This is a genomic window from Pseudonocardia sp. P1 (genome assembly GCF_000178675.2).
GTDB lineage: Bacteria > Actinomycetota > Actinomycetes > Mycobacteriales > Pseudonocardiaceae > Pseudonocardia.
Map to the genome: position 1 here is coordinate 1,606,139 of NZ_ADUJ02000001.1, position 21,150 is coordinate 1,627,288.

The 21,150-nt window shown below is 73.5% G+C and carries 20 protein-coding genes and 1 tRNA gene; 8 read left to right on the forward strand and 13 right to left on the reverse strand.

All coding sequences use genetic code 11. The annotated features are described in order from the left end of the window. Window positions 1–347: 347 nt before the first annotated feature. Together PP1_RS06960 and PP1_RS06965 are read left to right on the forward strand one after the other, a co-directional pair. Window positions 348–1,196, forward strand: coding sequence for a GAF domain-containing protein (locus tag PP1_RS06960; RefSeq protein ID WP_010224714.1), 849 nt, complete (start codon window positions 348–350; stop codon window positions 1,194–1,196). Next, complete coding sequence (locus PP1_RS06965) at window positions 1,145–1,909, forward strand: GAF and ANTAR domain-containing protein (protein ID WP_010224715.1); 765 nt, start codon at window positions 1,145–1,147, stop codon at window positions 1,907–1,909. Before PP1_RS06960 ends, PP1_RS06965 begins: the two co-directional genes overlap by 52 nt. A gap of 5 nt (window positions 1,910–1,914) precedes the next feature. Here PP1_RS06965 and PP1_RS06970 read toward each other — a convergent pair whose 3' ends face one another. From PP1_RS06970 to PP1_RS06980, 3 genes are all read right to left on the reverse strand, one after another. Then, complete coding sequence (locus PP1_RS06970) at window positions 1,915–2,868, reverse strand: YhjD/YihY/BrkB family envelope integrity protein (RefSeq protein WP_029239195.1); 954 nt, start codon at window positions 2,866–2,868, stop codon at window positions 1,915–1,917. A gap of 172 nt (window positions 2,869–3,040) precedes the next feature. Beyond that, complete coding sequence (locus PP1_RS06975; protein ID WP_010224718.1) at window positions 3,041–4,024, reverse strand: helix-turn-helix domain-containing protein; 984 nt, start codon at window positions 4,022–4,024, stop codon at window positions 3,041–3,043. An 80-nt stretch (window positions 4,025–4,104) separates the two neighbouring features. After that, entirely contained in the window at window positions 4,105–5,943 is a 1,839-nt protein-coding gene (locus PP1_RS06980) for a PP2C family protein-serine/threonine phosphatase (RefSeq protein ID WP_010224719.1), read from the reverse strand. A 157-nt stretch (window positions 5,944–6,100) separates the two neighbouring features. Between PP1_RS06980 and PP1_RS06985 the strand changes: the two genes are divergently transcribed. Then, window positions 6,101–6,829 carry a GAF and ANTAR domain-containing protein gene (locus tag PP1_RS06985; protein ID WP_010224720.1) on the forward strand — a complete coding sequence of 243 codons (729 nt, stop codon included), beginning with the start codon at window positions 6,101–6,103 and terminating at the stop codon, window positions 6,827–6,829. A gap of 8 nt (window positions 6,830–6,837) precedes the next feature. On the opposite strand, the gene PP1_RS06990 is transcribed toward PP1_RS06985, so the two are convergent. The 3 genes from PP1_RS06990 to PP1_RS07000 all read right to left on the reverse strand — a co-directional run bounded on the left by PP1_RS06990 (window position 6,838) and on the right by PP1_RS07000 (window position 8,589). After that, the gene (locus PP1_RS06990) at window positions 6,838–7,158 is read right to left on the reverse strand and encodes a hypothetical protein (RefSeq protein ID WP_010224721.1); all 321 of its coding nucleotides are present in this window, start codon (window positions 7,156–7,158) and stop codon (window positions 6,838–6,840) included. Then, window positions 7,155–7,499: an STAS domain-containing protein gene (locus PP1_RS06995; RefSeq protein ID WP_010224722.1), complete on the reverse strand. Its 345-nt coding sequence runs from the start codon at window positions 7,497–7,499 to the stop codon at window positions 7,155–7,157. The genes PP1_RS06990 and PP1_RS06995 overlap by 4 nt, the downstream gene beginning before the upstream one ends. Window positions 7,500–7,767: 268 nt before the next feature. Further along, entirely contained in the window at window positions 7,768–8,589 is an 822-nt protein-coding gene (locus PP1_RS07000) for an alpha/beta hydrolase (protein ID WP_010224723.1), read from the reverse strand. A 162-nt stretch (window positions 8,590–8,751) separates the two neighbouring features. Between PP1_RS07000 and PP1_RS07005 the strand changes: the two genes are divergently transcribed. After that, complete coding sequence (locus PP1_RS07005; protein WP_010224724.1) at window positions 8,752–9,789, forward strand: helix-turn-helix domain-containing protein; 1,038 nt, start codon at window positions 8,752–8,754, stop codon at window positions 9,787–9,789. On the opposite strand, the gene PP1_RS07010 is transcribed toward PP1_RS07005, so the two are convergent. Next, window positions 9,691–10,536 carry an alpha/beta fold hydrolase gene (locus PP1_RS07010; RefSeq protein WP_010224725.1) on the reverse strand — a complete coding sequence of 282 codons (846 nt, stop codon included), beginning with the start codon at window positions 10,534–10,536 and terminating at the stop codon, window positions 9,691–9,693. The genes PP1_RS07005 and PP1_RS07010 overlap by 99 nt on opposite strands. 500 nt (window positions 10,537–11,036) lie before the next feature. Between PP1_RS07010 and PP1_RS07015 the strand changes: the two genes are divergently transcribed. Further along, complete coding sequence (locus PP1_RS07015; protein WP_010224726.1) at window positions 11,037–11,543, forward strand: DUF6328 family protein; 507 nt, start codon at window positions 11,037–11,039, stop codon at window positions 11,541–11,543. Between the two features lie 22 nt (window positions 11,544–11,565). Here PP1_RS07015 and PP1_RS07020 read toward each other — a convergent pair whose 3' ends face one another. The 4 genes from PP1_RS07020 to PP1_RS07035 all read right to left on the reverse strand — a co-directional run bounded on the left by PP1_RS07020 (window position 11,566) and on the right by PP1_RS07035 (window position 17,997). Continuing rightward, a complete protein-coding gene (locus PP1_RS07020; RefSeq protein WP_010224727.1) occupies window positions 11,566–12,750 on the reverse strand; it encodes an acyl-CoA dehydrogenase family protein in 1,185 nt (394 codons plus the stop codon). Further along, a complete protein-coding gene (locus tag PP1_RS07025; RefSeq protein WP_249265958.1) occupies window positions 12,747–15,653 on the reverse strand; it encodes a CoA transferase in 2,907 nt (968 codons plus the stop codon). Before PP1_RS07025 ends, PP1_RS07020 begins: the two co-directional genes overlap by 4 nt. Before the next feature lie 38 nt (window positions 15,654–15,691). Then, window positions 15,692–16,996, reverse strand: coding sequence for an MFS transporter (locus PP1_RS07030; protein ID WP_010224731.1), 1,305 nt, complete (start codon window positions 16,994–16,996; stop codon window positions 15,692–15,694). A gap of 107 nt (window positions 16,997–17,103) precedes the next feature. Beyond that, window positions 17,104–17,997, reverse strand: a complete 894-nt coding sequence (locus PP1_RS07035; RefSeq protein ID WP_010224733.1) for a LysR substrate-binding domain-containing protein — start codon at window positions 17,995–17,997, stop codon at window positions 17,104–17,106. Window positions 17,998–18,061: 64 nt separating this feature from the next. Here PP1_RS07035 and PP1_RS07040 point away from each other — a divergent pair. From PP1_RS07040 to PP1_RS07050, 3 genes are all read left to right on the forward strand, one after another. Beyond that, window positions 18,062–18,136 (forward strand) — tRNA-Ile (locus PP1_RS07040). 313 nt (window positions 18,137–18,449) lie between these two features. Next, window positions 18,450–18,902, forward strand: a complete 453-nt coding sequence (locus PP1_RS07045; RefSeq protein WP_010224735.1) for a hypothetical protein — start codon at window positions 18,450–18,452, stop codon at window positions 18,900–18,902. Between the two features lie 55 nt (window positions 18,903–18,957). Further along, complete coding sequence (locus PP1_RS07050) at window positions 18,958–19,509, forward strand: DUF2321 domain-containing protein (protein ID WP_075314090.1); 552 nt, start codon at window positions 18,958–18,960, stop codon at window positions 19,507–19,509. Between the two features lie 81 nt (window positions 19,510–19,590). Here PP1_RS07050 and PP1_RS07055 read toward each other — a convergent pair whose 3' ends face one another. Together PP1_RS07055 and PP1_RS07060 are read right to left on the reverse strand one after the other, a co-directional pair. After that, window positions 19,591–20,904, reverse strand: coding sequence for a tyrosine-type recombinase/integrase (locus tag PP1_RS07055; RefSeq protein ID WP_010224739.1), 1,314 nt, complete (start codon window positions 20,902–20,904; stop codon window positions 19,591–19,593). Continuing rightward, window positions 20,904–21,044, reverse strand: coding sequence for a recombinase family protein (locus PP1_RS07060; RefSeq protein WP_010224741.1), 141 nt, complete (start codon window positions 21,042–21,044; stop codon window positions 20,904–20,906). The genes PP1_RS07055 and PP1_RS07060 overlap by 1 nt, the downstream gene beginning before the upstream one ends. Window positions 21,045–21,150: the final 106 nt, after the last annotated feature.

Here is a 21,150-nt window from a genome sequence, read left to right on the forward strand (position 1 = left end):
GACACGTCCTACTCCGCCGCGCGGCAGTGCCACCGGCCCGCGCGACGCCCCTGTCCCCGCCGTCGCCGCACCCGGCCCGTTCCGTGTCGCACGCCGTCCCGGACGGCCGCGCGATCGCCGTGCGCCGGCTCGGGCGGATCCGGTCGGTTCGTGGATACCCTTGACGCTCGGCGGACAAGTGCCGGAGCGTGGGCACCGACGGAGAGACGGCGGTGGGCGACCCCGCGGTCGTACTCCGCACCCGCGCCGAGGGCTGGAGGCCCGATGGACCGGAGGTACCGGACCCGACCGGAGCCGTCCCGCCCCGGCCGGGCGGAGAACGGAACGACCGGGTGGGGGGACGACCCGTGGTCGACCTGGGCCGCCTGAGCCGCGACCTGGCGGCGGCGTCGGAGGTGGCCGGGCCGGACGCCCCGATGGCGGTGTGCGAGGCGTGCGTGTCCTGGCTCCCGATGACCGGTGCGGCGGTCACCGTGATGACCGGGCAGGAGCAGCAGGAACTGGTCTGCGCCACCGATCCGGTCGCCGCACGGATCGACGAGCTCCAGTTCGCCTTCGGGGACGGGCCGTGCCTCACCGCCTTCCGCACCGGGCGCGCCGTGCTCGTGTCCGACACGACCGACCCGTCCGACCGGCGGTGGCCGCTCTTCACCGCCGCCGCGGTGGAGACCGGTGCCCGTGCGATGTTCGTGTTCCCGCTGCAGATCGGGGCCGCGCGCGTCGGGGTGCTGGACTGCTACCGCACCGAGGCCGGGCCGCTGAGCAGCGCGGAGCTGGCCGGTGCGCTCCGTGCCGCGGACGTCGCCGTCTGGACGTTGATCGACCGGATGGACTGGGCCGGAGCCGCGGCCGACGACCTGCCCGGCGGCCCTCCGGGCAGCGGGACCCCCGTGCTGGGCGGGGGACTCGCCGCGGCGGCGCCACCCCGGGCGGAGGTGCACCAGGCGACCGGGATGCTCGTCGCGCAGGCCCGGGTGAGTGCCTCCGTCGCGCTGGCCCGCTTGCGCGCGGCGGCGTTCGCCACTGAACTGTCCCTCGGACAGGTCGCGGCCGAGGTCGTGGCACGCCGTCTGCGGCTGACCCCCGACGGCGCGTGGCAGCCCGACCTGTCACGGGTCGCGCGCGGCGTCGAGGAGGGACCGCCATGGCCGGAGAGTCACCAGCACGGTCGCCCCGGGAACGGGAGGGGCCGCTGATCGAGGCGTTCGTGCGGCTCGCGGACACCCTGGTCGACGACTACGACGTGATCGACCTGCTCAAGGGCCTGTGCGACGACTGCGTCACGCTGCTGGGCGCCGACGCCGCGGGCCTCGTCCTGACCGACCGGCGCGGGGCGCTGCAGGCCGTCGCCGCCTCGGCCGAGGCCGCGAACCTGCTCGAGCTGTTCCAGATCCAGGCCGACCAGGGGCCGTGCCTGGACTGTTTCCGGACGACCAGGCAGGTGCGCTCGCCCGATCTCCGGCGGGACCGCCGCTGGCCGGCGTTCGCCCCACGGGCGCGCGCGGCCGGCTTCCTCGCGGTGCACGCCCTGCCGATGCGCCTGCGTGGCCTCACCATCGGCGCGCTCAACCTCTTCCACCGGACCCCGGTCGCGATGCCGGTGGGTGACCTCCGGGTCGGGCAGGCGCTGGCGGACGTCGCCACCATCGGGATCCTGACCGACCGCACCTCCCGGGAGCGGGAGCTCCTGACCGGGCAGCTGCAGGCCGCGCTGTCCAGCCGGGTCGTCATCGAGCAGGCCAAGGGTGTCCTGGCCGAGCGTGGTGGCGTCACGATGGACGACGCCTTCACCCGGCTGCGCGCGTACGCGCGGTCCACCAAGCAACAGCTGTCCGCGGTCGCCCGCGGCATCGTCGAGGGCCGCGTCGACACCACCGTGATGCTCCCCCGCCGCGACGACGACCGCTGAGGGGCTCAGGCGCGCGCCCCACCGATCGTCCGCGGCGTGGTCGCGTCACCGTCGTCGGGCTCGGGCTCGGGCTCGGGGTCCGGGTCCGGGTCGGGGCGGGTCGCCGGGGAGCCGGGGACGGGTGCCCCCGCCAGCTCCGCACCGAACACCGCGGCGCCGACGAGCAGGTAGGCCAGGACCAGCAGCCACGAGACCAGCACGAACGCCACACCGAGGACGCCGAACCGGTCGGCCTGCTCCCCCACTGCGAGCCGTAGGTAGGGCCCCGACAGCAGGGTCGCCAGCGTCTGGCCGACGCCCGTCACCACCGCGCCGGGCAGGAGCCGGCGCAGCGTGACGCGGTCACCGACGAGCAGCCGCTGGATCGGCAGCCACAGCACCGCCGCGATGAGGGCCTGCACGGCGAGTGCGGCGACGGGGTGCGGGCCCTCGTCCGACGGCGCGAACACGACCGCCGCGAGCACGGCCGCCACGAGCGCGACGACCGCGAGCAACGCGTGCAGGAACCCACGCAGGCCGAGCGGGCTGAGCACCCAGGCCGAGACGTAGAGCCGCTGCAGTGTCCGCGTGAACCCGATCCCGGTCATCACGACGAGCACGACGCCGCCGACCGCCCCCGGGGTACCCGCCTGCCGGGGCCGCGCGACGAGCTCCCGCACCGCCTCGGCCCCGTCGCCGGTCAGCCCGAAGCGGTCGATCAGGTAGGTCACGGCCGCCCCCTGGTCCACCGGGAAGTAGGCGAGCGTGAGCAGCGCCGCCGGGACGAGGGCCACGAACGCCTGCGCCGCCAGGGCCAGCGCCCGGTCGTATCCGCTGGCCGCGACGAACCGGACCACGAGGCGCCCGGCGAACCCGGCCTGCAGGGTGGCGACCGACGCCCGCACGCTCCGGTGCGGCCTGCCGGACCGGTGGGGCCGGCGTGGCCTGCGGGACCGGCCGGCCGGGATCAGCCGGCGCATGCGGGCGGCTGCCGGGCCGGTACCGGCGGGCCGTCGTGCACGCCGTTCCGCGAGTGCGGGTCCCGGGAGGCCGTGACGGGCTCGGTCATCGTCTGCCTCCGGGGACTCGGCGTGCTCCGACCCTGCCGCAGGCGGGCGTCCCGCTCGTCACCCGGCACGGGTGAGGACAGGGCTACCGCCGCAGCGTCGCGCTCGGGGAACAGCCGTAGGCGTGGCGGTACTCGACCGAGAACCGGCCCGAGTGGGCGAACCCCCAGCGGGCCGCGATCGAGCCGACCGTGTCCCCCGAGGTGGGGTCCGCGGCCCGCAGATCGGCGTGCGCGCGGGCCATCCGGGCCCGGCGCAGCTCCTCGAGCGGCGTGCCACGGCGGTGTCTGCGGAACATGTGCTGCAGCCCGCGGACGCCGATCCGGGCCGCCGCGGCGATGTCGTCGACCCCGATGTCCTCGCCGGCGTGCTCGTCGATGTAGGCGAGGGCCCGCCGCAGGACGGCCGGATCCGCCCGGCCCCCCGCGTCGGCGCGCTCCCCGGCCCGGGCGAGCCCGACGTTCGGGAACACGACGAGCGTCGCGGTGGCCAGCGCGCGGGTCGCCTCGGCGAGGACGAGCGGGGTCGCCGCCACCGCGTCGTCGCCCAGGACGTCGTCGCGCAGGTGGGCGACGACGCCCTGCCAGTACCGGGCTGCCTCCGGTGAGACCGGTGCCGTCGAGGTGAAGCGGGTCGGGGGCGCGTCGGCGCCGAACGCCGACCGGGCGGCCCGGTCCATGAGCGACGACGTCAGCGACACGGTGCGGACGTCCACGTCCGCGAGGCGGCAGGTGATCTCACGCCTCGGCAGCATCGTCGGTGTGCCCAGGCCGGGGGTGACGATCTCCCTGCCGTCCCGCAGACACACCCGGCCACCGGCGTAGGTGGCCAGGTGGAACTGCCGGTCCTGCGGCGGCACGCCCATCTCGGCGGCCGCGCCGTACCGCGTCCGTGCGAGCACCACGTCGCCGGTCCGGACACCGGTGAGTGCGAGGCGGAAGTCGTCGAGGTTCCTGGACGTGCGGACCGCGAAGTCGGTGTAGGTCGCGCGGAGCACCTCGTGCGAGTACTCCGGATCGGACGACCTCACGTCGAACCGCGAGACCGGTGACGTCACCGGTTCGGTCATCGGACCTCCTCGGAGCGGGGACGGCGTGTACCCGAGGAACCGCGGGCCAAACCCCGGGAGCGCCGCCGGTCCGGGCCCGGTCAGCCGGGCGGGAAGCGGATCGCGAACGCGACGACGTCGTCGTCCGCCCCCGGGGCGAGCGTCTCGACGGCGATGTCGGCGATGTCGTCCACGGACCGGTCGGACACGCCCTCCAGGAGCTCGACCAGGGCCGCCGTCCCGGTGTCGAGGTCGCTGCCGCGCTTCTCCACCAGACCGTCGGTGTAGAGGAACAGCGTGCTGCCGGGCGCGAGGGCCCGGTGGTGGTCGTGGCGGGTGCCGGGTCCGGCGAGGTCGTACCCGAACAGCACGTCGTGCTCGGTGAGCAGCTCGGCGGTGCCGTCGGGGTGCAGCAGGACGGGTGGCGGGTGGCCCGCGTTGACCCACGTCATCGACCAGCGGCCCGCCGGGTCACGGCGCAGGTGGACGACGACGGTCGTACCGGCGGCACCGAGGTCGAGCCCGCTGTTCGCCGCCTCGAACGACTCCAGGATCGCGGTGGGCGGTCCTCCGGGGTTGTCCCAGGTGGCCTGACGCAGCATCGAGCGGGCCTGCCCCATCAGGGTGACCGCGGTCACCGAGTGGCCGACGATGTCACCGACCGACACCGCGAACAGGTCGTCGCGGGGCCGGTCGGGATCGGTCTTGGGGACGACGTCGTACCAGTCGCCGCCGACGTACTCCCGGGAGTCGGCCGGACGGTAGCGGGCGGCCATGGGCAGACCGTCGATCTTCGGCAGCGTCGTCAGCATGGCGTTCTGCATCTCGTGCGCCACCGCGGTGCGGTGGTCGAGCCGCCGGGCCCTGGCCAGCGCCTGGGCGGCGTAACCGGCGATGGTGGCGATGGTCAGCAGGTCGGTCGGCTCGACGGCGTCGGGCGTGGTCCACCCGAGCACGAGGGAACCCGGCGCGCCGGCCGCCGAGGGCAACGGCACGGAGACCACGGAGTGCAGGCCGAGGTCCCGGAGCTGGTCACGGACGCCCCGAGGGAACTCCCGGTCGAACTCCGCGCGACCGCGGAAGTACTGCACGCCGTCGCGCCGCCCGCCGTCCGGGGCGGCCAGCACGGACCCGGCGAACCGCAGCGGGCCCGGATCGTCGTCCGCGGTCCGCTCGGGGGCGAACTGCTGCAGACCGCCGCGCTCGTCGGTCACGACGACCGTCAGGAGCGCGGGGTCCAGCGCCTCCCCCAGGAGGTCCTCGATGCGGGACCGGACGTCGTCGACGGTCGTCGTGCCGGTGAACGCCTGCGACGCCGACAGCAGCATCTGGCTGCGGTCGAACGCCCGGCGGTGGCCGGTCGCGATCTCGTCGCGCCGGTCGATCTCGATACCGGCGTCCTGACGGGACAGCCGCAGCCGCAGGTCCGTGGAGCACGCCCGGCCGACGTTGAACAGCGTCCGGATCTCGTCCGGATCCCAGCTCCGCGGACGGTCGTCGGCGACGACGAGCGCGCCGAGGACGTGGCCGTGGCCGTCGGTCAGGGGTGCGGCGGCGAGGGCGACGGCCCCCGGAGCCACGGTACGGAGCGCCGGGAGGACGTCCGTCCCTCGGGCGTCGTCGACCACGACGGCGGTCGCCAGCTCGGCGGCGTGCCGGCACACCGGCCGGGTCAGCGGCACCGACCGGGGCGGGGCGGCCGGTCCGGTCCCGCCCGCCAGGCCGGGGACGACCAGCCGGGCCGGGTGGACCAGCAGGACGACCGCCAGCGGGGCGCCGACGGAGGTGCGGACCCACTCCGCGTGGAACTGCATGTGCGGGTCGGGCGCGCCGGACAGACCCGACGCCGCGAGCGCCGCCAGCCGGTCGGGCGCGCAGACCGCCTCGCAGGCGGTGTGGTCGCCGCCGTCGGCGGGACACGTCGTGGACAAGGCGTTCATCCTGCTCCTGCGGGGCCCTCTGGTCGGCCGCCCATTCTGCCAAACCGGCCGGGAGGGGGGCACGCCTTCCCACCCGACGCGGGGTACCGCCACCGCTCACGTCACCGGGCGTCTCGCTCCTTGGACAAACGCTGCCGTGGGCGGATAGTCCCTGTGCGTGGACACCCACCAGCCCCCCGGCAGCCACGAACCGCTGCAGGCGGTCCTCGACCGGATCGCCACGCAGCTGACCAGCGGTGTCTCCCGGCAGTGCGGACCGCGCAGCCGGGTGCTGCTCGAGCATCTGACCGCCGCGGCGGTCGCCACCATCCCCGGCGCCGACTACGCCGGCCTGACGGTGCACGACCACGACGGTCTGTCGTCCCGCGCACCCAGCCACCCCGACATCACCCAGCTCGACCAGCTCCAGGTGACCCTCGGCGAGGGGCCGTGCGTCGAGGCGGTCGCGCCGGGCACCGCCGCACGGGTCGTCGTCGACGACTTCCGCGACGAGCGACGCTGGCCGCGGTTCGCCACCGCCGCCGCGGAACGCGGGGTGCGCAGCCTGATCTCCTACCGGACGGCGCCGCACGACGGCACCCGCGCGGCGCTCAACCTCTACAGCGTGACGCCCCGCGGGTTCGACGAGGAGAGCCGGGAGATCGCGGGCGTGTTCGCCTCGCACGCCGCCGTCGCGCTCTACGGCGCCACCGACATCGCGAACCTGGAACGCGCCCTCGCCACCCGCGACCTCATCGGGCAGGCCAAGGGCGTGCTGATGCAGACCTACCAGCTCGACGCCGACCAGGCGTTCAGCCTGCTCACCCGCTACTCGCAGCACACCAACAGCAAGCTGCACGACGTCGCCCGCCGGATCACCGAGAGCGCGGTGCACCCGCGGCGGTGACCCGCGGTTCAGCGACCGTCGATCGGCAGTGTCCGGGCGACGAGCACCCGGTGCTCGGCCCACCGGTCCAGCCCCTCGCGGACCGTCGGCAGGTCGGCAGGCCGCCGGCCGCGCAGGTGTTCCTCGTAGCGGCGGCGGCGTCCGCCGACCGGGCCGGGATCGGTCCGGCTCCAGAGCAGGAAGCCCTCGACGACGATCCGGATCCGGCGCCGGGCCGTCTCGTCCAGCGACCGGGTGGCCAGCCAGGCGACGAACGGTGCGAGCTGGTCGGCGACCACCCGGTCCAGCGCTCCTCCATCGTCCTTCGCCGGCGCGTCGTCGTGCGTCACGGTCGTCCGCCTTCCGGGGCCGTCGGGAGTCCCGGCGGGCGCACCGCGGGGAACACGAGATCGGGCGCCAGACGCAGCGTCCGCGCCGCGGGTGCGGCGTCGTCGAGGACCACCCGCAGCTCTGCGTCCAGGCAGGCGGCCCGTTCCGCGGCCGCGCGGAGGACCTCCAGTCCGCAGGCGCCGAGGAAGCGGACCTCGTCGAGCTCGACGAGGATCCGGTGTCCGTGCGATGCGGCGACGACGTCGAGGAGCGTCCGCGCGACCGCGTCCGCGGTCGCGAGGTCGATCTCCCCGGACAGCCGCACGACGGTCGTGCCGGGTCGCAGCCGTTCGACGGCCACCCGTGCCCCCTCCGGGACCGCCGCCGGCGCAGTGGGCGCAGCGCATCCGGACGAGTGCCGTGCTGCGTCGGAACCGTTCATGTGACACCGCCCGAACAGGGGGTACGCAGACCGTGCGTGACCCGGGGAACGTTCAGGGCGTCGTGGTTTGAGCCCGGACGCGGGAGCCGCGCCGACCCGTCCGAAGATCGAGCCTGTTACCCCGGTCACACTATCCGGTCGGCGTCTGCGATGTCCACAGCACGAACGGGCTGCGTCCGCCGGACCGTCAGCTGCGCACCGGCACCACGGCGTGCCGGACCGCCCAGGCGAGGACGAGGTCGGCGATCTCCTCCCAGCCCGGCGCCGCGGGCAGCAGGTGCGGTCTGCCGCCGAACTCGACGACCTCGGTGACCGTGGAGGTGCCCCGGTAGTGGGCGGCGTTGGACCACTGCACCTTCGGCGGCATGATCTTGTCCTCGCTCCCGCCGACGAACAGCAGCGGCGCCCGGTCCTCGTTGCGGTAGTCGACCCAGGTGCCCTGGTGGCCGGGGGTGAGGTTGGCCAGCGCTGTCTCGAACAGGATGCGGCCCGACACCGGGACCGCGTAGCGCTCGTAGAGCGCGCGGGCCTCGTCCTCGGGGAAGGTGTTCGTGAACGCGTAGTTCCACTGCTCGAAGTCGTAGCGCACCGCCCGGTGCCGGTTCCCGGGGTTCTTCAGCACCGGGAAGGTGGCCTTCACCTGGGACAGCGGGACCACCGGCACACCCTCGGTCGGCGCCGAGTTCAGCGCGACCCCCGCGGCGCCGAAACCGTGGTCCAGCAGGATCTGGGTGAACGCTCCCCCCGCGGAGTGGCCGATCAGGATCGGGGGCGCCGACAGGCCGCGGACGACCTCCGCCAGCCGGTCCACGATCGCCGGGATCGTGACCTCCTCGACCGGGGAGGGGTCGGCGTTGAGCGACTCCACCTCCGCCTCGAAGCCCGGGTAGGCGGGGGCGATCACCCGGTAGCCCCGGCTCTCGTAGTGGGCGATCCAGTTCTCCCACGACCGGGGCGTCACCCAGAAGCCGTGGATCAGGACGATCGTGTCGGGTGCGGCGTGCGTCATACGAGGTGTCCTTCCGGTCGGTCCGGTGGCACTGCGACCGGAACGAACGTAGGAACAGGGCACGGACCGGACAGCTCCTGTCTGCGGGGTCCTTGTCCCTGGGCGCGCGATCCGGGCGGCGCCCCGTGTAGCACCGGCGGGTGCGGCGGCGAGTCCCCGGAGATGCTGCTGCTCGACTCGCGCACCGTGCCCGAGCAGGACCGCGCCGGGACCGTCGCGAGCCGGCTGGCCGAGGCCAGCGGCGCGACCGTCACGCTCGCCCCGCACGAGCGCCTGCACGCGCGCATGGAGCTGTGGCGGCTCGGCAGGCTGGGCCTGTTCCGCAACGAGTCGTCCGGGCTCGCGATGTCCCGCGACGAACGGCAGGCACGGCGGGACGGCGGGCCGGTCGTCGCACTCGCCGTCCAGGAACGCAGCAGCGCCCGGCACGAGCAGTTCGGCCACCGCCACGACGTACCGGCGGGCGGGCTGATGCTGGTGGACCTCTCGGCCCCGTTCGCGTTCTCCTGGAGCGCCCGGGGCGCGTCGCGGGCGCTGCAGATCCCGCGGGACGCGCTGGAGCTCCCCGCCGACGTCATCCGCGCGGCGGCGCCACGGCTCGGCCGGAGCCCGCTGTCCGACCTGGTGGCACGGCACGTCGTCGACCTGTTCCAGCAGGCCGGGCACCTCGCCGACCGTCCGGAGGCCGCCGCGGTCGGCGGCGCGAGCATCGACCTCGTCCGGGCCCTGCTCTCGTCGGCCGCGGACGGTCCGGCCGCGCACCGCGACGCCGTGCACGAGACGCTGGCGACGCAGGTCCGCGAGGTCGTGCGCCAGAACCTCCGGCGCCCCGACCTGGGCCCCGAGCTGGTCGCGGCCGCGCTCAACATCTCGGTCCGCCACCTCTACGAGGTCTGCTCCCGGGCCGGCATCAGCCTGGAGCAGCTCGTCATCACGCGGCGGCTCGACGGGGCGCACCAGGAGCTCGCCGGCCCCGGCTCGTCGCACCGGACGATCGGCGCGATCGCCCACGGCTGGGGCTTCCGGGACCCCGCCCACTTCAGCCGCAGGTTCAAGGCCGCGTACGGCATCACCCCGCGGGAGCGGCGCGCCCGTGCGCGATCAGGACGCGGACCGCACGGCGGCGAGCACGTGGGCGGTCAGCGCCTCCGGGGCGTCGAGCTGGATCAGGTGCCCGGCCCCGGGGACCAGGTGCAGTGACGACCCCGGGATCGCGGCGGCCAGCCGGTGCGCCCGGTCCACCGGGATCCAGGTGTCCTCGGTGCCCCAGACGATCCGGACCGGCAGGTCGAGCTCGCCGTAGCGGGGCTCGATCTCGTCGGTGAACCGCTCGTCGGCCTGGGCGATCTGCCGGTAGAACGCGGCCTGCCCCGCCGCCGGGAGCCAGGGCCCCACCAGCATGTCCTCGTCGTCGGCTCGCAGCTCGCGGTGGGCGGCCCCGCGGACGTAGGCGCGCACCAGCGCCTCGTGCAACGGGGCGGGGAGACCGGCGAACGCCGCCACGTGGTCCCGGACCAGCCGGAAGAACGGGGATCCCCACGGGGCGAGCGCGACGACGTCGACGAGTGTCAGCGACGCGTACGCCGCGCCGTGCAGCAGGTGGGCGCGCAGCGACACCGCGCCCCCGTAGTCGTGCGCGACCACGTGCGGGCGGTCCAGGCCCCAGCGCTCCAGCAACGCCGCCAGCACCCGCCCCTGGGCCGCCAGCGACACGTCCGATCCCTCGGCCATCGACGACGCGCCGTAGCCCGGCATGTCCCAGAGGTACACCCGGAACTCGGTGGCCAGTACGGCCGCGATCGGCGCCCACAGGCGTGACGACCAGGGCGTCCCGTGGCAGAGCACGACCGGCGGGCCGTCGCCGGACACCGACCAGCGGATCCGGTGCCCGTCGATGTCGATGTCGTCGGCCGGCTCCGGGACCGTGTCGGACGTGCGGTCGGCCATCGGGTCGGTGCCTCCTGGTTCGGCGACAAGTGGCACCGGAACGGTACGGGGCGGCCCGGCCGTCCGGGGTCCCGTCGCAGGTGCCCGATCCCGGCCACCCGTTCGGACGCACCATTCGGGACCACGTTTGCGTCCGCTTCGACCTTGACCTGTCCGGATCGCGTTTCACCTGGTCAAGTCGGTTGTGGATCCTTGACCGTCGAATTCGGTCGGCGCTACGTTCTCCGGTCTGAACGGCAGGGTGACGGCCGGTGAACGGAGGTGATCCCCCCATGGGCAAGAAGAAGAAGGACAAGAAGAAGGACAAGAAGAAAAAGAAGTGACGTGACGGTCCGGCACCCCCGCGGCGAGGTCCTCGTCGTGGGCGGTCCCGGATCCCGTCCCACCGCTCCGCACGAGCCCCGATGGAGCGGGAAGGACGGTTGCGGCGTGCATGGGCCGCGTCGCAGCGGGCACTCCGTCACCCCGACGAGTGACAGACCGCCGCTGCTGGAGGCCCCGTGCCCTACCCGACGACGACCCCCGACCACGAGACCGGCACCGACGGCTGGAACGAGGCCGAGCGGGCCGAGTCGCCGCTGCGGCGCGCCGACCGCAACTTCGTCGAGCTCCTGCAGGAGCTGCGGGTCGTCCTGACCGGGGTCCAGATCCTCTTCGGCTTCCTGCTCACGGCGTCGTTCACCGAGCGGTTCACCGAGCTCGATCCGGTGCAGCGCGGTCTGTTCGTGACGACGCTGCTGTCGGCGGCGCTGAGCTCGGTGCTGCTCGTCGCCCCGGTCGCGGCCCACCGGCGGGTCTTCCGGATGGGGCTCAAGCCGGAGCTGGTCCGGTGGGCGCACCATCTCACCCAGGTCGGCCTGGTGGCGCTGGCGCTCACCCTCGTCTCCGGGCTCGTGCTGGTGCTGGACCTCGCCGTCGGACGGATCGGGGCGCTCGCCGGCGGTACGGGCCTCGCCGCGGTCGTCGTGGGGTTGTGGGTGGTGAGCCCGGCCCGGCGGGCGCGCTGACGGACGGGCCGGCACTCCCACCTCAGCGGAACGCGCCGATCCCGGTGAGCGCCTTGCCGACGGTGAGCTGGTGGACCTCCGAGGTGCCCTCGTAGGTCAGCACCGACTCGAGGTTCGCCGCGTGCCGCAGCACCGGGTACTCGAGCGTGATCCCGTTCGCGCCCAGGATCGTGCGGCTCGTCCGGGCGATCTCCAGCGACTCCCGGACGTTGTTCAGCTTGCCGATGCTGATCTGTTCCGGCGTGATCGTGCCCGCGTCCTTGAGCCTGCCCAGGTGCAGGGCCAGCAGCATCGCCTTGTCCAGCTCGACGGCCATGTCGGCGAGCTTCGCCTGGGTGAGCTGGAACCCGGCGAGCGGCCGGTCGAACACCGGGCGCGCGAGCGCGTAGCCGATCGCGGACTCCAGGCAGTCCCGGGCGGCTCCGGGCGCACCGAACACGATCCCGAACCGCGCCTCCGACAGGCAGCTCAACGGACCGCGCAGGCCGGTGACCCCGGGAAGCACGGCTGCGGCCGGGAGCCGGACCGCGTCGAGCACCAGTTCCGAGGTCACCGAGGCCCGCAGCGAGAGCTTGCCGGGGACGGCGCGGGCGGTGAATCCGGGCGTGCCCGCCGGGACGACGAACCCGCGGATGCCGTCGTCGGTCCGCGCCCAGACGACCGCGACGTCGGCGACCGAGCCGTTGGTGATCCACATCTTGGTGCCGTCGAGGACCCAGTCGGCGTCCGGGCCGTTGCCGTCGCGGCGGGCCCGGGTGCGCATCCCCGACGGGTCGGACCCGAAGTCCGGCTCGGTGAGGCCGAAGCAGCCGATCGCCCGGCCGGCCGCCATCGCCGGCAGCCACTCCTGCCGGTGCTCCTCGGACCCGAACGCGTGGATCGCGTACATCGCCAGCGAGCCCTGCACCGAGACCAGGCTGCGGATGCCGGAGTCGACGGCCTCCAGCTCGTGGCACGCGGCGCCGTAGGCGGTGGCCGAGGTCCCGGCGCAGCCGTGGCCCTCCAGGTGCATGCCGAGCACCCCCAGCTCGCCCAGCTCGACCGCGAGCTCGCGCACCGGCAGCTCGCCGGTCTCGAACCAGCCGGCCACGTGCGGCCGGAGCCGGTCGTCGCAGAACCGGCGGACGGTGTCGCGGATCGCGCGCTCCTCCTCGCCGAGCAGGGCGTCGAGGTCGAGCAGGTCCAGGGAGCGGGTCGCGGTGGTCACGGGGTCCTCCGGGGGGTGACGTGCAGGGCGTCGAGCACGTCGTCGGTGTGCTGTCCGAGCAGGGGCGGCGCGGTCCGCACGGCGGGGCGCGTGCCGTGGTAGTTGACGGGGAACCCGACCTGGCGGATCGGGCCGGCGGTCGGGTGTTCCACGGTCGAGACGATCCCGAGCGCCTCGGTGTGCGGGCTGGTGTAGACCTCGTGGAGGTCGCGGATCGGGGCGGCCGGGACACCGTCGGCCCGCAGCAGCTCGCACCACTGCGCGACGGTGCGCGGGGCGAGCGCCTTCTCGATCAGCGCGACCAGGTCGGCCCGATGGGTGACCCGGTCGGCGTTGGTGCGGAACCGCGGGTCCTCGGCGAGCTCTGGCCGCTCCAGCGCCGAGCACAGCCGTGTCCACAGCGTGTCGTTGCCGACGGCGATCACGACGTAGCCGTCCGCGGCCGGGAACGCCTGGTACGGCACCAGGTTGGGGTGTCCGGAGCCGAGCCGCCGCGGCGTCTCGCCGGTCGCGAAGTAGCCGGTCGCCCAGTTGATGTGCAGCGCCAGCTGGGTCTCGTACAGCGACGTCGTCAGGTACTGCCCGAGCCCGGTGCGTGACCGCTCGACCAGCGCCGACAGCACCCCGATCGCGCCGAACAGGGCGGCGCCGAGGTCGCCCATCGCGTAGCCGGCCTTCAGCGGCGGCCCGTCGGGCTCCCCGGTGAGTGACATGAGCCCGGCGGTGGCCTGGGCGACCATGTCGTAGCCGGGCTCGTCGCGCATCGGTCCGTCGTCGCCGAACGCCGAGATGTGCAGGACGACCAGGTGCGGGTGCCGCTCGGACAGCTCACGGTGGTCGAACAGCCGCTGCAGGCTGCTGCCGGGCCGGAAGTTCTCGACGACGACGTCGGCGTCGCGCAGCATCGCCTCGACCGTCGCGCGGCCCTCGTCGGACTTCAGGTCGACGGTCACCGACCGCTTGTTCCGGTTCGCCGCCAGGTAGTAGGTGGCGTCGGAGCCCTGGAACGGCGGGCCCCACTGCCGGGTCGGGTCGCCGCCGTCGGGGTGCTCGACCTTCACGACGTCGGCGCCCAGGTCGGCGAGGGTCATGCCGACGTAGGGCCCGGCGAGGATCTTCGACAGGTCGACGACCCGGATCCCGTCGAGCGGGCGCGCGGTGCGCGGTTCGCCGGTCCCCTCCTCCGCGGAGACGCCGGGGATCCGCACGGGCTCCGGCAGCGGACCGCCGTCGGCGATGACGCCGAGGTGGTCGAGCGCGGCGACAGGGGTGGCGCCCGGGTCGTCGAGCCGGTGCAGCACCGTCTCGGCGACGAGCAACGACCGGTGGTCACCGTCGGCGTGGAGCCGGTGCTCGGCCTGCTCCAGCAGCAGCGTCGCCATCAGGGTCTCTGCGACGTCGCCGGCCCAGCGGGCGATGCCGATCTCCTGCTCGCCGGCCGGGCTCCCGAGGAGCCGGTCCGCGTCCGCGGCGAGCCGGGACCAGCGCTCCCCCAGCCGCCGCGCCGCGCCGTCGGTGAGCGGGTGACGCACGGCGTCGAGGCGGGCCCGGTAGGTCGTCGCGAGGAGCCGGTGGGTGCCCTCCTTGCGCAGGCAGCGCAGGATGTCCAGCGCGATGACGTTCGACGAGCCCTCCCAGATGGACCCGAGATGGGCGTCGCGCAGGAGCCGGGGATCGACGAAGTCCTCGATGTAGCCGTTGCCGCCACGGATCTCCATCGTCTCGCCGGTCACGAACCGGGCCCGCTTGCAGACCGTGTACTTGGCGAGCGGCGTGAGGATCCGGATCAGCGACCGGGCCGCGGGATCGGCTGCGTCGCCGGTGACCTCGCCGAACGTGACGGCGTCGGCGGCGTCGAGCCGGTCGGCGCACTCCAGCACCAGGGCCAGCGACGCCTCGGCGTCCAGCAGCAGCGGCAGCAGCGTCGCCCGCATCAGCGGCTTGTCGAACAGCGCCGTCCCGGACACGACCCGCTCACGGGTGTGGTCCACGGCCTCCCGCACGGCCCGCCGCATCAGCGCCGCCGAGCGCATGGCGTTGGACAGGCGCGAGACGTTGACCATCTCGGCCATCTGCAGGAACCCGCGGGACAGCTCGCCGACCGGCTGCGCCCAGGCCCCCTCCAGCGTCACCTCGCCGCTGGCCATCGACCGCGTCCCCAGCTTGTCCTTGAGCCGGTCGACGCGGACCGCGTTGCGGCTGCCGTCGGGGCGTGTCCGCGGCACCAGGAACATCCCGAGCCCGCGGGTCCCCTCGCCCTGTCCCGGTACCCGGGCCAGGGTGAGCACGACGTCCGCGGTGACGTTGGAGCAGAACCACTTCCGCCCGGTCAGCGTCCAGTGGTCGCCGTGGTCGGTCGCCTCGGTGGCGGTCCGCCCGACATCGGTGCCGCCGTCGATCTCGGTCATGAACATCGCGCCGGTGGCGGCGGTGGCCGGGTCGGTGGAGCTGAGGGCGTCGATCTCGGCGGCGAACCGGCCGGCGTCGAACAGGCGCAGGATGCGGGCCGCGGAGTCGGTCATCGACAGCGGGCACGCGATGCCGAACTCGGACTGCACGAACAGGTACGACAGCGCGTACTTGACGACGTGCGGGGTGCGGCCGGGCCACCCGTTGACGCCCGGGCGGTGCGACATCGCGGCCAGGCCGAACCGGTGGAACGCGACCTCGGCGAGGCCGTCGTAGGCGGGGTGGAACTCGATCTCGTCGATCCGTTCCCCGGACGGCGCGAACGGGACGTGCCGGGGCGGGTGGCGGTCGGCTGTCCGGGCGAGCCGGTCCACCTCTCCCCCGGCCGCGGCGCCCATGGCGTCGAGCAGCGGGCCGGCACGGTCCCGGTCGGCGGGGGCCAGCACGCGGTCCAGCATCGGGCGCAGTGCCGGGTCCCGGTCGGCGACGTTCACGGAGAGTTCCTCCCGGAGTGGGGTCGGGTGCGGGGCGGTCATCGGTCCGCCCAGGTGCTGCGCCGGATCAGGGCGGCGGTGCAGACGATCGAGACGACGACGTAGCCCAGGCCGAGCACGACGACCGACCAGATGCTGCCGGTGGTGACCAGCAGGGTCTGCGAGACCAGTGGCGCGGTGCCGGCGAACACCGTGGTGCAGAGCTGGTAGGCCAGCGAGGTGGCGGTGTAGCGGACGTCGACCGGGAAGACCTCGGAGAGGATCCCGGCCAGGGCGGCGTAGAACATCGCGTGCGGCACCGTCGCCAGCGCCATCCCGAGCATCGCCAGGCCGAGCGAACCGGTCTGCACGAGCACGAACATCAGGGGCAGCAGCACGATCTCGGGGAGCAGCATCCAGAGCACGGCGCGCCGCAGGTCGATCCGGCTGGCCAGCACCGCCCCGAACGGCTGCACGATCACCTGGACGACGAGCGCCACGGTGATCACGGTCAGGAACGTGGTCCGGTCGAACCCGATCTCGGTCGTGGCCCAGGACAGCGCGAACGTCGTCTTCACGTAGGTGATCGCCACGCCCGCGGCACCGGCGCCGACCCCGATCGCGACCAGCAGGCGGTGCTTGCGCAGGACCTCCGCGATCGGCAGCTTCGCGGTGCGCCGCGACTCCAGCAGCGCGGTCATCTCGGGCGTCTCGGCCATCCGCAGCCGGATGAACAGGCCCACCATCAGCAGGAGCAGCGACGCGATGAAGGGCACCCGCCAGCCCCAGGAGGCGAACGCCTCCTCGTCGAGCTGCGAGATGCCGAGGAAGGCCAGGGTGGCGAGGAGGTTGCCCACCGGCGAGCCCTGCTGGGCGAACGCCCCGTAGAGGATCCGCTTGTGGCGGGGCGCGTACTCGGTCGCGATCAGGACCGCGCCGCCCCACTCACCGCCCATGGCGACGCCCTGCACCATGCGCAGCACGATCAGCAGCACCGGGGCCAGGACGCCGATCTGCGCGTAGGTCGGGAGCAGGCCGACGCCCGCCGTCGCGACCGCCATCATCGACAGCGTCGTGACGAGCGCCGTCTTGCGTCCGACGCGGTCGCCGATGTGCCCGAACACGATCCCGCCGATCGGGCGGGCGAGGAACCCGACCCAGAACGTCCCGAACGCGGCGAGCGTGCCGAGCACCGGGTTCATGTCGGGGAAGAACAGCTGCCCGAACACCAGCGCGGACGCGGTGCCGTAGATGTAGAAGTCGAACCACTCGACGGTCGTCCCGATGAAGGCGGTGACGCCGGCCTTCCGGGCCTCCCTCGGCATCGCCGTCGTCGTCTCGGTGCGGGGTACGGAGTCGGTCATCGCAGACTTCCTTGTCGGCGTGCGGGGGTCTGCGACGACTGTGTCAGCGAGGATTATGCCTGGTCAAAGACCAATTAAGTCCGGCATTGAGACCGCTTTGGCAACAGTCAGGGCTGTGCCGTCGGCAGCACCCGCTCGGCGACGTCGAGCACGGCCCACAGCGCCCGCGACGGGTTGTCCGCCCGCCAGGCGAGCGCGATCGGCAGCGCGGGCGGCTCGTCGCTCAGGGGCCGGAAGACCACGTGCCCGGTGTGGATGCGCTGCGCCGACGAGACCATCAGCGCCACGCCCACCTCGGCCCCGACCAGGGTCAGCATCGTGTACGAGTCCGGCGCCTCCTGGGCGATGCGCGGCGTGAACCCCGCGTCGAAGCACGCCCGGTGCGCGGCGTCGCGGACCGCCGACCCGCCGTCGGCGGGGAACGACACGAACGGCTCCGACGCGAGCTCGGCCAGCGCGACCGACTCCTGCCCGGCCAGCCGGTGCCGGTCCGGCAGCGCGACGACGATGCGCTCCAGGCGGACGACCCGCGCGTCCAGCCCGGTCCGCACCGGGACCGCCGCGAACCCGATGTCGAGCCGCCCGTCGGCGACGTCGTTGAGCGCCTGCCCCGAGTACGTCTGCCCGCGCAGCACCAGTTCGATCCCCGGCAGCTCCGAGGTGACGGCCCGGGTCAGCAGGGGCAGCACGTCGTAGCTGCTGGCACCGGCGAACCCGATGCTGACCCTGCCGACCTCGCCGTGCCCGGCCGCGCGCACCGCCCGCTCGGCCAGCGCCGCCTCGTCGAGCAGGCGGCGGGCGTGCTCCAGCAGCGCGTCGCCCTGCGCGGTCAGCGCGACGCTGCGGGTGCTGCGCTCGAACAGCTGCGCGCCGAGCTCGTCCTCCAGCGTCCGGATCCGCCGGCTCAGCGGGGACTGGGCCATGTGCAGGCGCTCCGCCGCGCGTCCGAAGTGGAGTTCCTCGGCCACGGCGACGAAGGCCGCGAGGTGACGCAGCTCCATGGGGGTCATTGTTCCCGCCGCCTCGTCGTGAGGGGTGGTCGCCTCGGGTAATCTGCGCGCCGCAGCGGCGGTAGCTCAACTGGTCAGAGCAGCGGACTCATAACCCGTCAGGTTGCCGGTTCGAGCCCGGCCCGCCGCACCCGAATCAGCCCCGTGACCAGCGAGAACGGTCCGGGGCTGTTCGCGTGTTCAGGGCAGTGAAGATCCTTTCCCCTCCAAATCCCCTCCACCTGCGGCTACATTCTGTAGCGGCTCGCCACGCTCCGTGCCTACGGTCGGCCATGATCAACTCGCCACGAGGGGTGCGAGCCCGGTTCGCTGCGTGGCTCCGGGCTGTCTGCCGTCGCGGGCGGCACCGTGGGCGGGGGTACGGCCGTCGCTGGCCGTGATGTCGCGGGAACTGTCGGGGGTCTGTGCCACGCTTTCCGGTACCCCCGACGAAGGAGTGCAGCGTGACTGACGCTGAGGAGTACCACGGCGAGGTGCGCCGTACGGCGACGCCGAACGTGCAGGTAACGGAGCGCGGCACCATCGAAGTCGACATCCCGATCAACATCGATCCGGACGGACACTGGGAGCGCATGTTCATGGCGCCACAGAGTGCACTGTTCATGATCGACCAGGCTCGAATCGCCCGACCGGATCGCCGTGCACATCCTGGACTCGCGAACCGGTCTTCCGGTCACCGGATCTCGTTCCGCCTGAGCAAGAGCGCCGAACTCGCCGAGGCTGTGGCGAAGGTGGACGAACTCATCGAGCAGGCCAACCGCGAGTACGTCGACAACTTCATCCCGGCGCAGACCGCCGAGGCGAAGGCCGCCGAGGAGGCGGCCGACGCGCGGGTCAAGCTCCAGGCGGACCTGAACAAGATCGCAGCGACGCTGGCGCCCCCTGACCAACGGTGAAAGCGATGGTCGGCGCTGGCGTAACGGTGCTACGCCGCCAAGAGATGGTGAAGGCGTGACCGAAGCAGCCGAACCCGCCTTCTGGCCATCGCATGAGTTAGACCTCGGCGACCGGACGAAGTCATGGCATTTCGCAGCTCTGATCTGCCGCCGGGGGCACGTCAAGAACAGCCGAGTCGATGGGCCGAGGACTGACGTTGGCCGGTGCTCAACGTGCGGCGCGGACGTGCTGACGTCCTGCCCCGCGTGCGGGCTTCGGTTGCAGGGAAGGAGGCACACGCCCAGGGTGGTCGTCGCAACGGCGTATGAACCGCGTCCGTTCTGCGACGGCTGCGGAAGTGCCATGCCATGGGCGACCCGCCAACAGCGCCTCTACGAGCTGGAGAACATCCTCGACCAAGAGGGGATCGATGAGGCGGACCGATTGTGGATCTCAGAGCAGCTGGAGCGCCTGCGAGCCGCTGATGGATCGCTGCCCGAGAAGCAGGAGAAGGAGATCTGGGGCGGTATCAAGCGGCGGGCTCCGGGTCTCTTCAAGGGGACGGGCGCGTCCCTGGTAGCAGCGCTTGTCACGGCCGGAGTGAAATCCACGCTCGGCCTTCCGTAGACGCGCGAGAGCCCCGGCCTGCCCTCTCGGGTGGGTCCGGGGCTCTTCGTCGCTCTCCGCCAAGCTCCGTGGGCGGACGGGCTACGCGGTGTCGGTCCGGTGCAGCGGTACGACGTTGCCGGTGCGGGCGGTCGGCCGGGCGAGCGGCACCGACTTGCCTTCGTCCTCGTCGATGTAGTCGCCGTAGATCGTCAACGTCGTCACGAAGCTCTCGTGCCCGAGCCACTTCGAGACCTGCATGTAGTGCGCCCCCGCCGTCAGGCTCAGCACCGCGAACGAATGCCGAAGATCGTGGAGGCGGACGCCGCGGATCGCGGGTGCGTCGTCGGTGGCCGGCGCGGAGGCAGGCAGGCCAACCGCACGCAGGGCGGGGCGGAAGTAGTTCGAGTACAGCGTCCCCGGGTCGACCGGCGCGGTCCAGTTGTAGGAGTCGAGGGTGGCGGGGTGCTCGACGGTCGCGACGAGAATGGAGCGAGCGACGCCCTTCGAGCGGTAGCCGTACCGCGCCGGGAACAGCGGTGCTTCCGGGTCGCCGGAGCGGGGGTGTGTCGCGAGGTAGGCGCGTAGGTCGTCGGCGAGCCACCCGTCGAGCGGGACCGTGCGCCGCGACTTGCGGCTCTTCGGCGTCCCCGTCTCCCACCCGCCCCGCACCTTGCGCTTCGTGCGGCGCACCGCGATCGAGCCGCCCCGCCCGGCCAACCGCACATCGCCGATCTCCAACCCCGCCAGCTCCCCGGTGCGCAGCCCCGTGCACGCCAGGAACAACACGACGAACCCGTAGATCGGGTAGCGGGCGCCGATGTGGTCGGAGACGGCGGCGACCTGCTCGGAGGTCAGCGGGTGCGGGGCGAACGGCTGGGCGTCGCCGTCGCGCAGGCGGGGGAGGGAGTGCGCGGGGTTGCTCGGCAACGCCCCGTCGGTCACTGCCGCGTCGAGCACCCGCCGGAACACGTCGAACACGTTCACGACCGTCTTCCGCGACAGCCCCCGCTCGACGAGCCCGGCCCGGAACGTGCGGGCGTCGGCGGGCGAGATCGAGCCGACGGGGCGGGTCGCGAACGGCTCTTCGGCGTAGTGCGCGTAGAGCCGCCGGTACTCGGCGAGGGTGCGGGCCTTGATGGTGCCGGTGAGCGAGTCGAGCCACGCCGCCGCGTAGCCGCCGTACGGCTCCAGCCGCGCTTCGCGGCCGGTGACGCTGCCGGTCGCCGAGAGGCTGCTCTCGATCTCGGCGGCCCGGTCGTCGGCTGCGGCGCGGGTCGGGTAGGTCTCCTGCCGGTACCGCTTGCGGCGCAACCCTTGTGGGGTTACCTCTACTTCGGACCACCGCACTTCGTAGTGCGCGACGGTGCGGCCGTTGCGCCGCTTCGTCGTCTCGACCTTGCGCACGTGCGCCATCACTTCGCCTCCTGCCGGGCGAGCACGCCTCGGATCGTGCTGCCGCTCCACTGCGCCCCGCCGGTCGGCGTCGGCACCTTCTTCGCCGTCAGCTCCGCCGCGATCGCGTTGCACGACAGGCCTTCTCGTCGGAGCTTCACGATCCGCCGCTCGACGGAGGGGGTGATGGAACGTGGGCGGCCGAGTCGGGTCCCGGCTGCGCGGGCCGCGTCGAGCCCTTCGCGGGTGCGCCGGGAGATCTTGCGG

What these genes read in the sequence shown, in the direction of transcription:
- PP1_RS06965 (WP_010224715.1), top strand. Translation starts at nt 1,145, where the DNA reads ATGGCCGGAGAGTCACCAGCACGGTCGCCCCGGGAACGGGAGGGGCCG.
- PP1_RS06970 (WP_029239195.1), bottom strand. Translation starts at nt 2,868, where the DNA reads ATGCGCCGGCTGATCCCGGCCGGCCGGTCCCGCAGGCCACGCCGGCCC.
- PP1_RS06975 (WP_010224718.1), bottom strand. Translation starts at nt 4,024, where the DNA reads ATGACCGAACCGGTGACGTCACCGGTCTCGCGGTTCGACGTGAGGTCG.
- PP1_RS06980 (WP_010224719.1), bottom strand. Translation starts at nt 5,943, where the DNA reads ATGAACGCCTTGTCCACGACGTGTCCCGCCGACGGCGGCGACCACACC.
- PP1_RS07000 (WP_010224723.1), bottom strand. Translation starts at nt 8,589, where the DNA reads ATGACGCACGCCGCACCCGACACGATCGTCCTGATCCACGGCTTCTGG.
- PP1_RS07005 (WP_010224724.1), top strand. Translation starts at nt 8,752, where the DNA reads ATGCTGCTGCTCGACTCGCGCACCGTGCCCGAGCAGGACCGCGCCGGG.
- PP1_RS07010 (WP_010224725.1), bottom strand. Translation starts at nt 10,536, where the DNA reads ATGGCCGACCGCACGTCCGACACGGTCCCGGAGCCGGCCGACGACATC.
- PP1_RS07030 (WP_010224731.1), bottom strand. Translation starts at nt 16,996, where the DNA reads ATGACCGACTCCGTACCCCGCACCGAGACGACGACGGCGATGCCGAGG.
- PP1_RS07035 (WP_010224733.1), bottom strand. Translation starts at nt 17,997, where the DNA reads ATGGAGCTGCGTCACCTCGCGGCCTTCGTCGCCGTGGCCGAGGAACTC.
- PP1_RS07055 (WP_010224739.1), bottom strand. Translation starts at nt 20,904, where the DNA reads ATGGCGCACGTGCGCAAGGTCGAGACGACGAAGCGGCGCAACGGCCGC.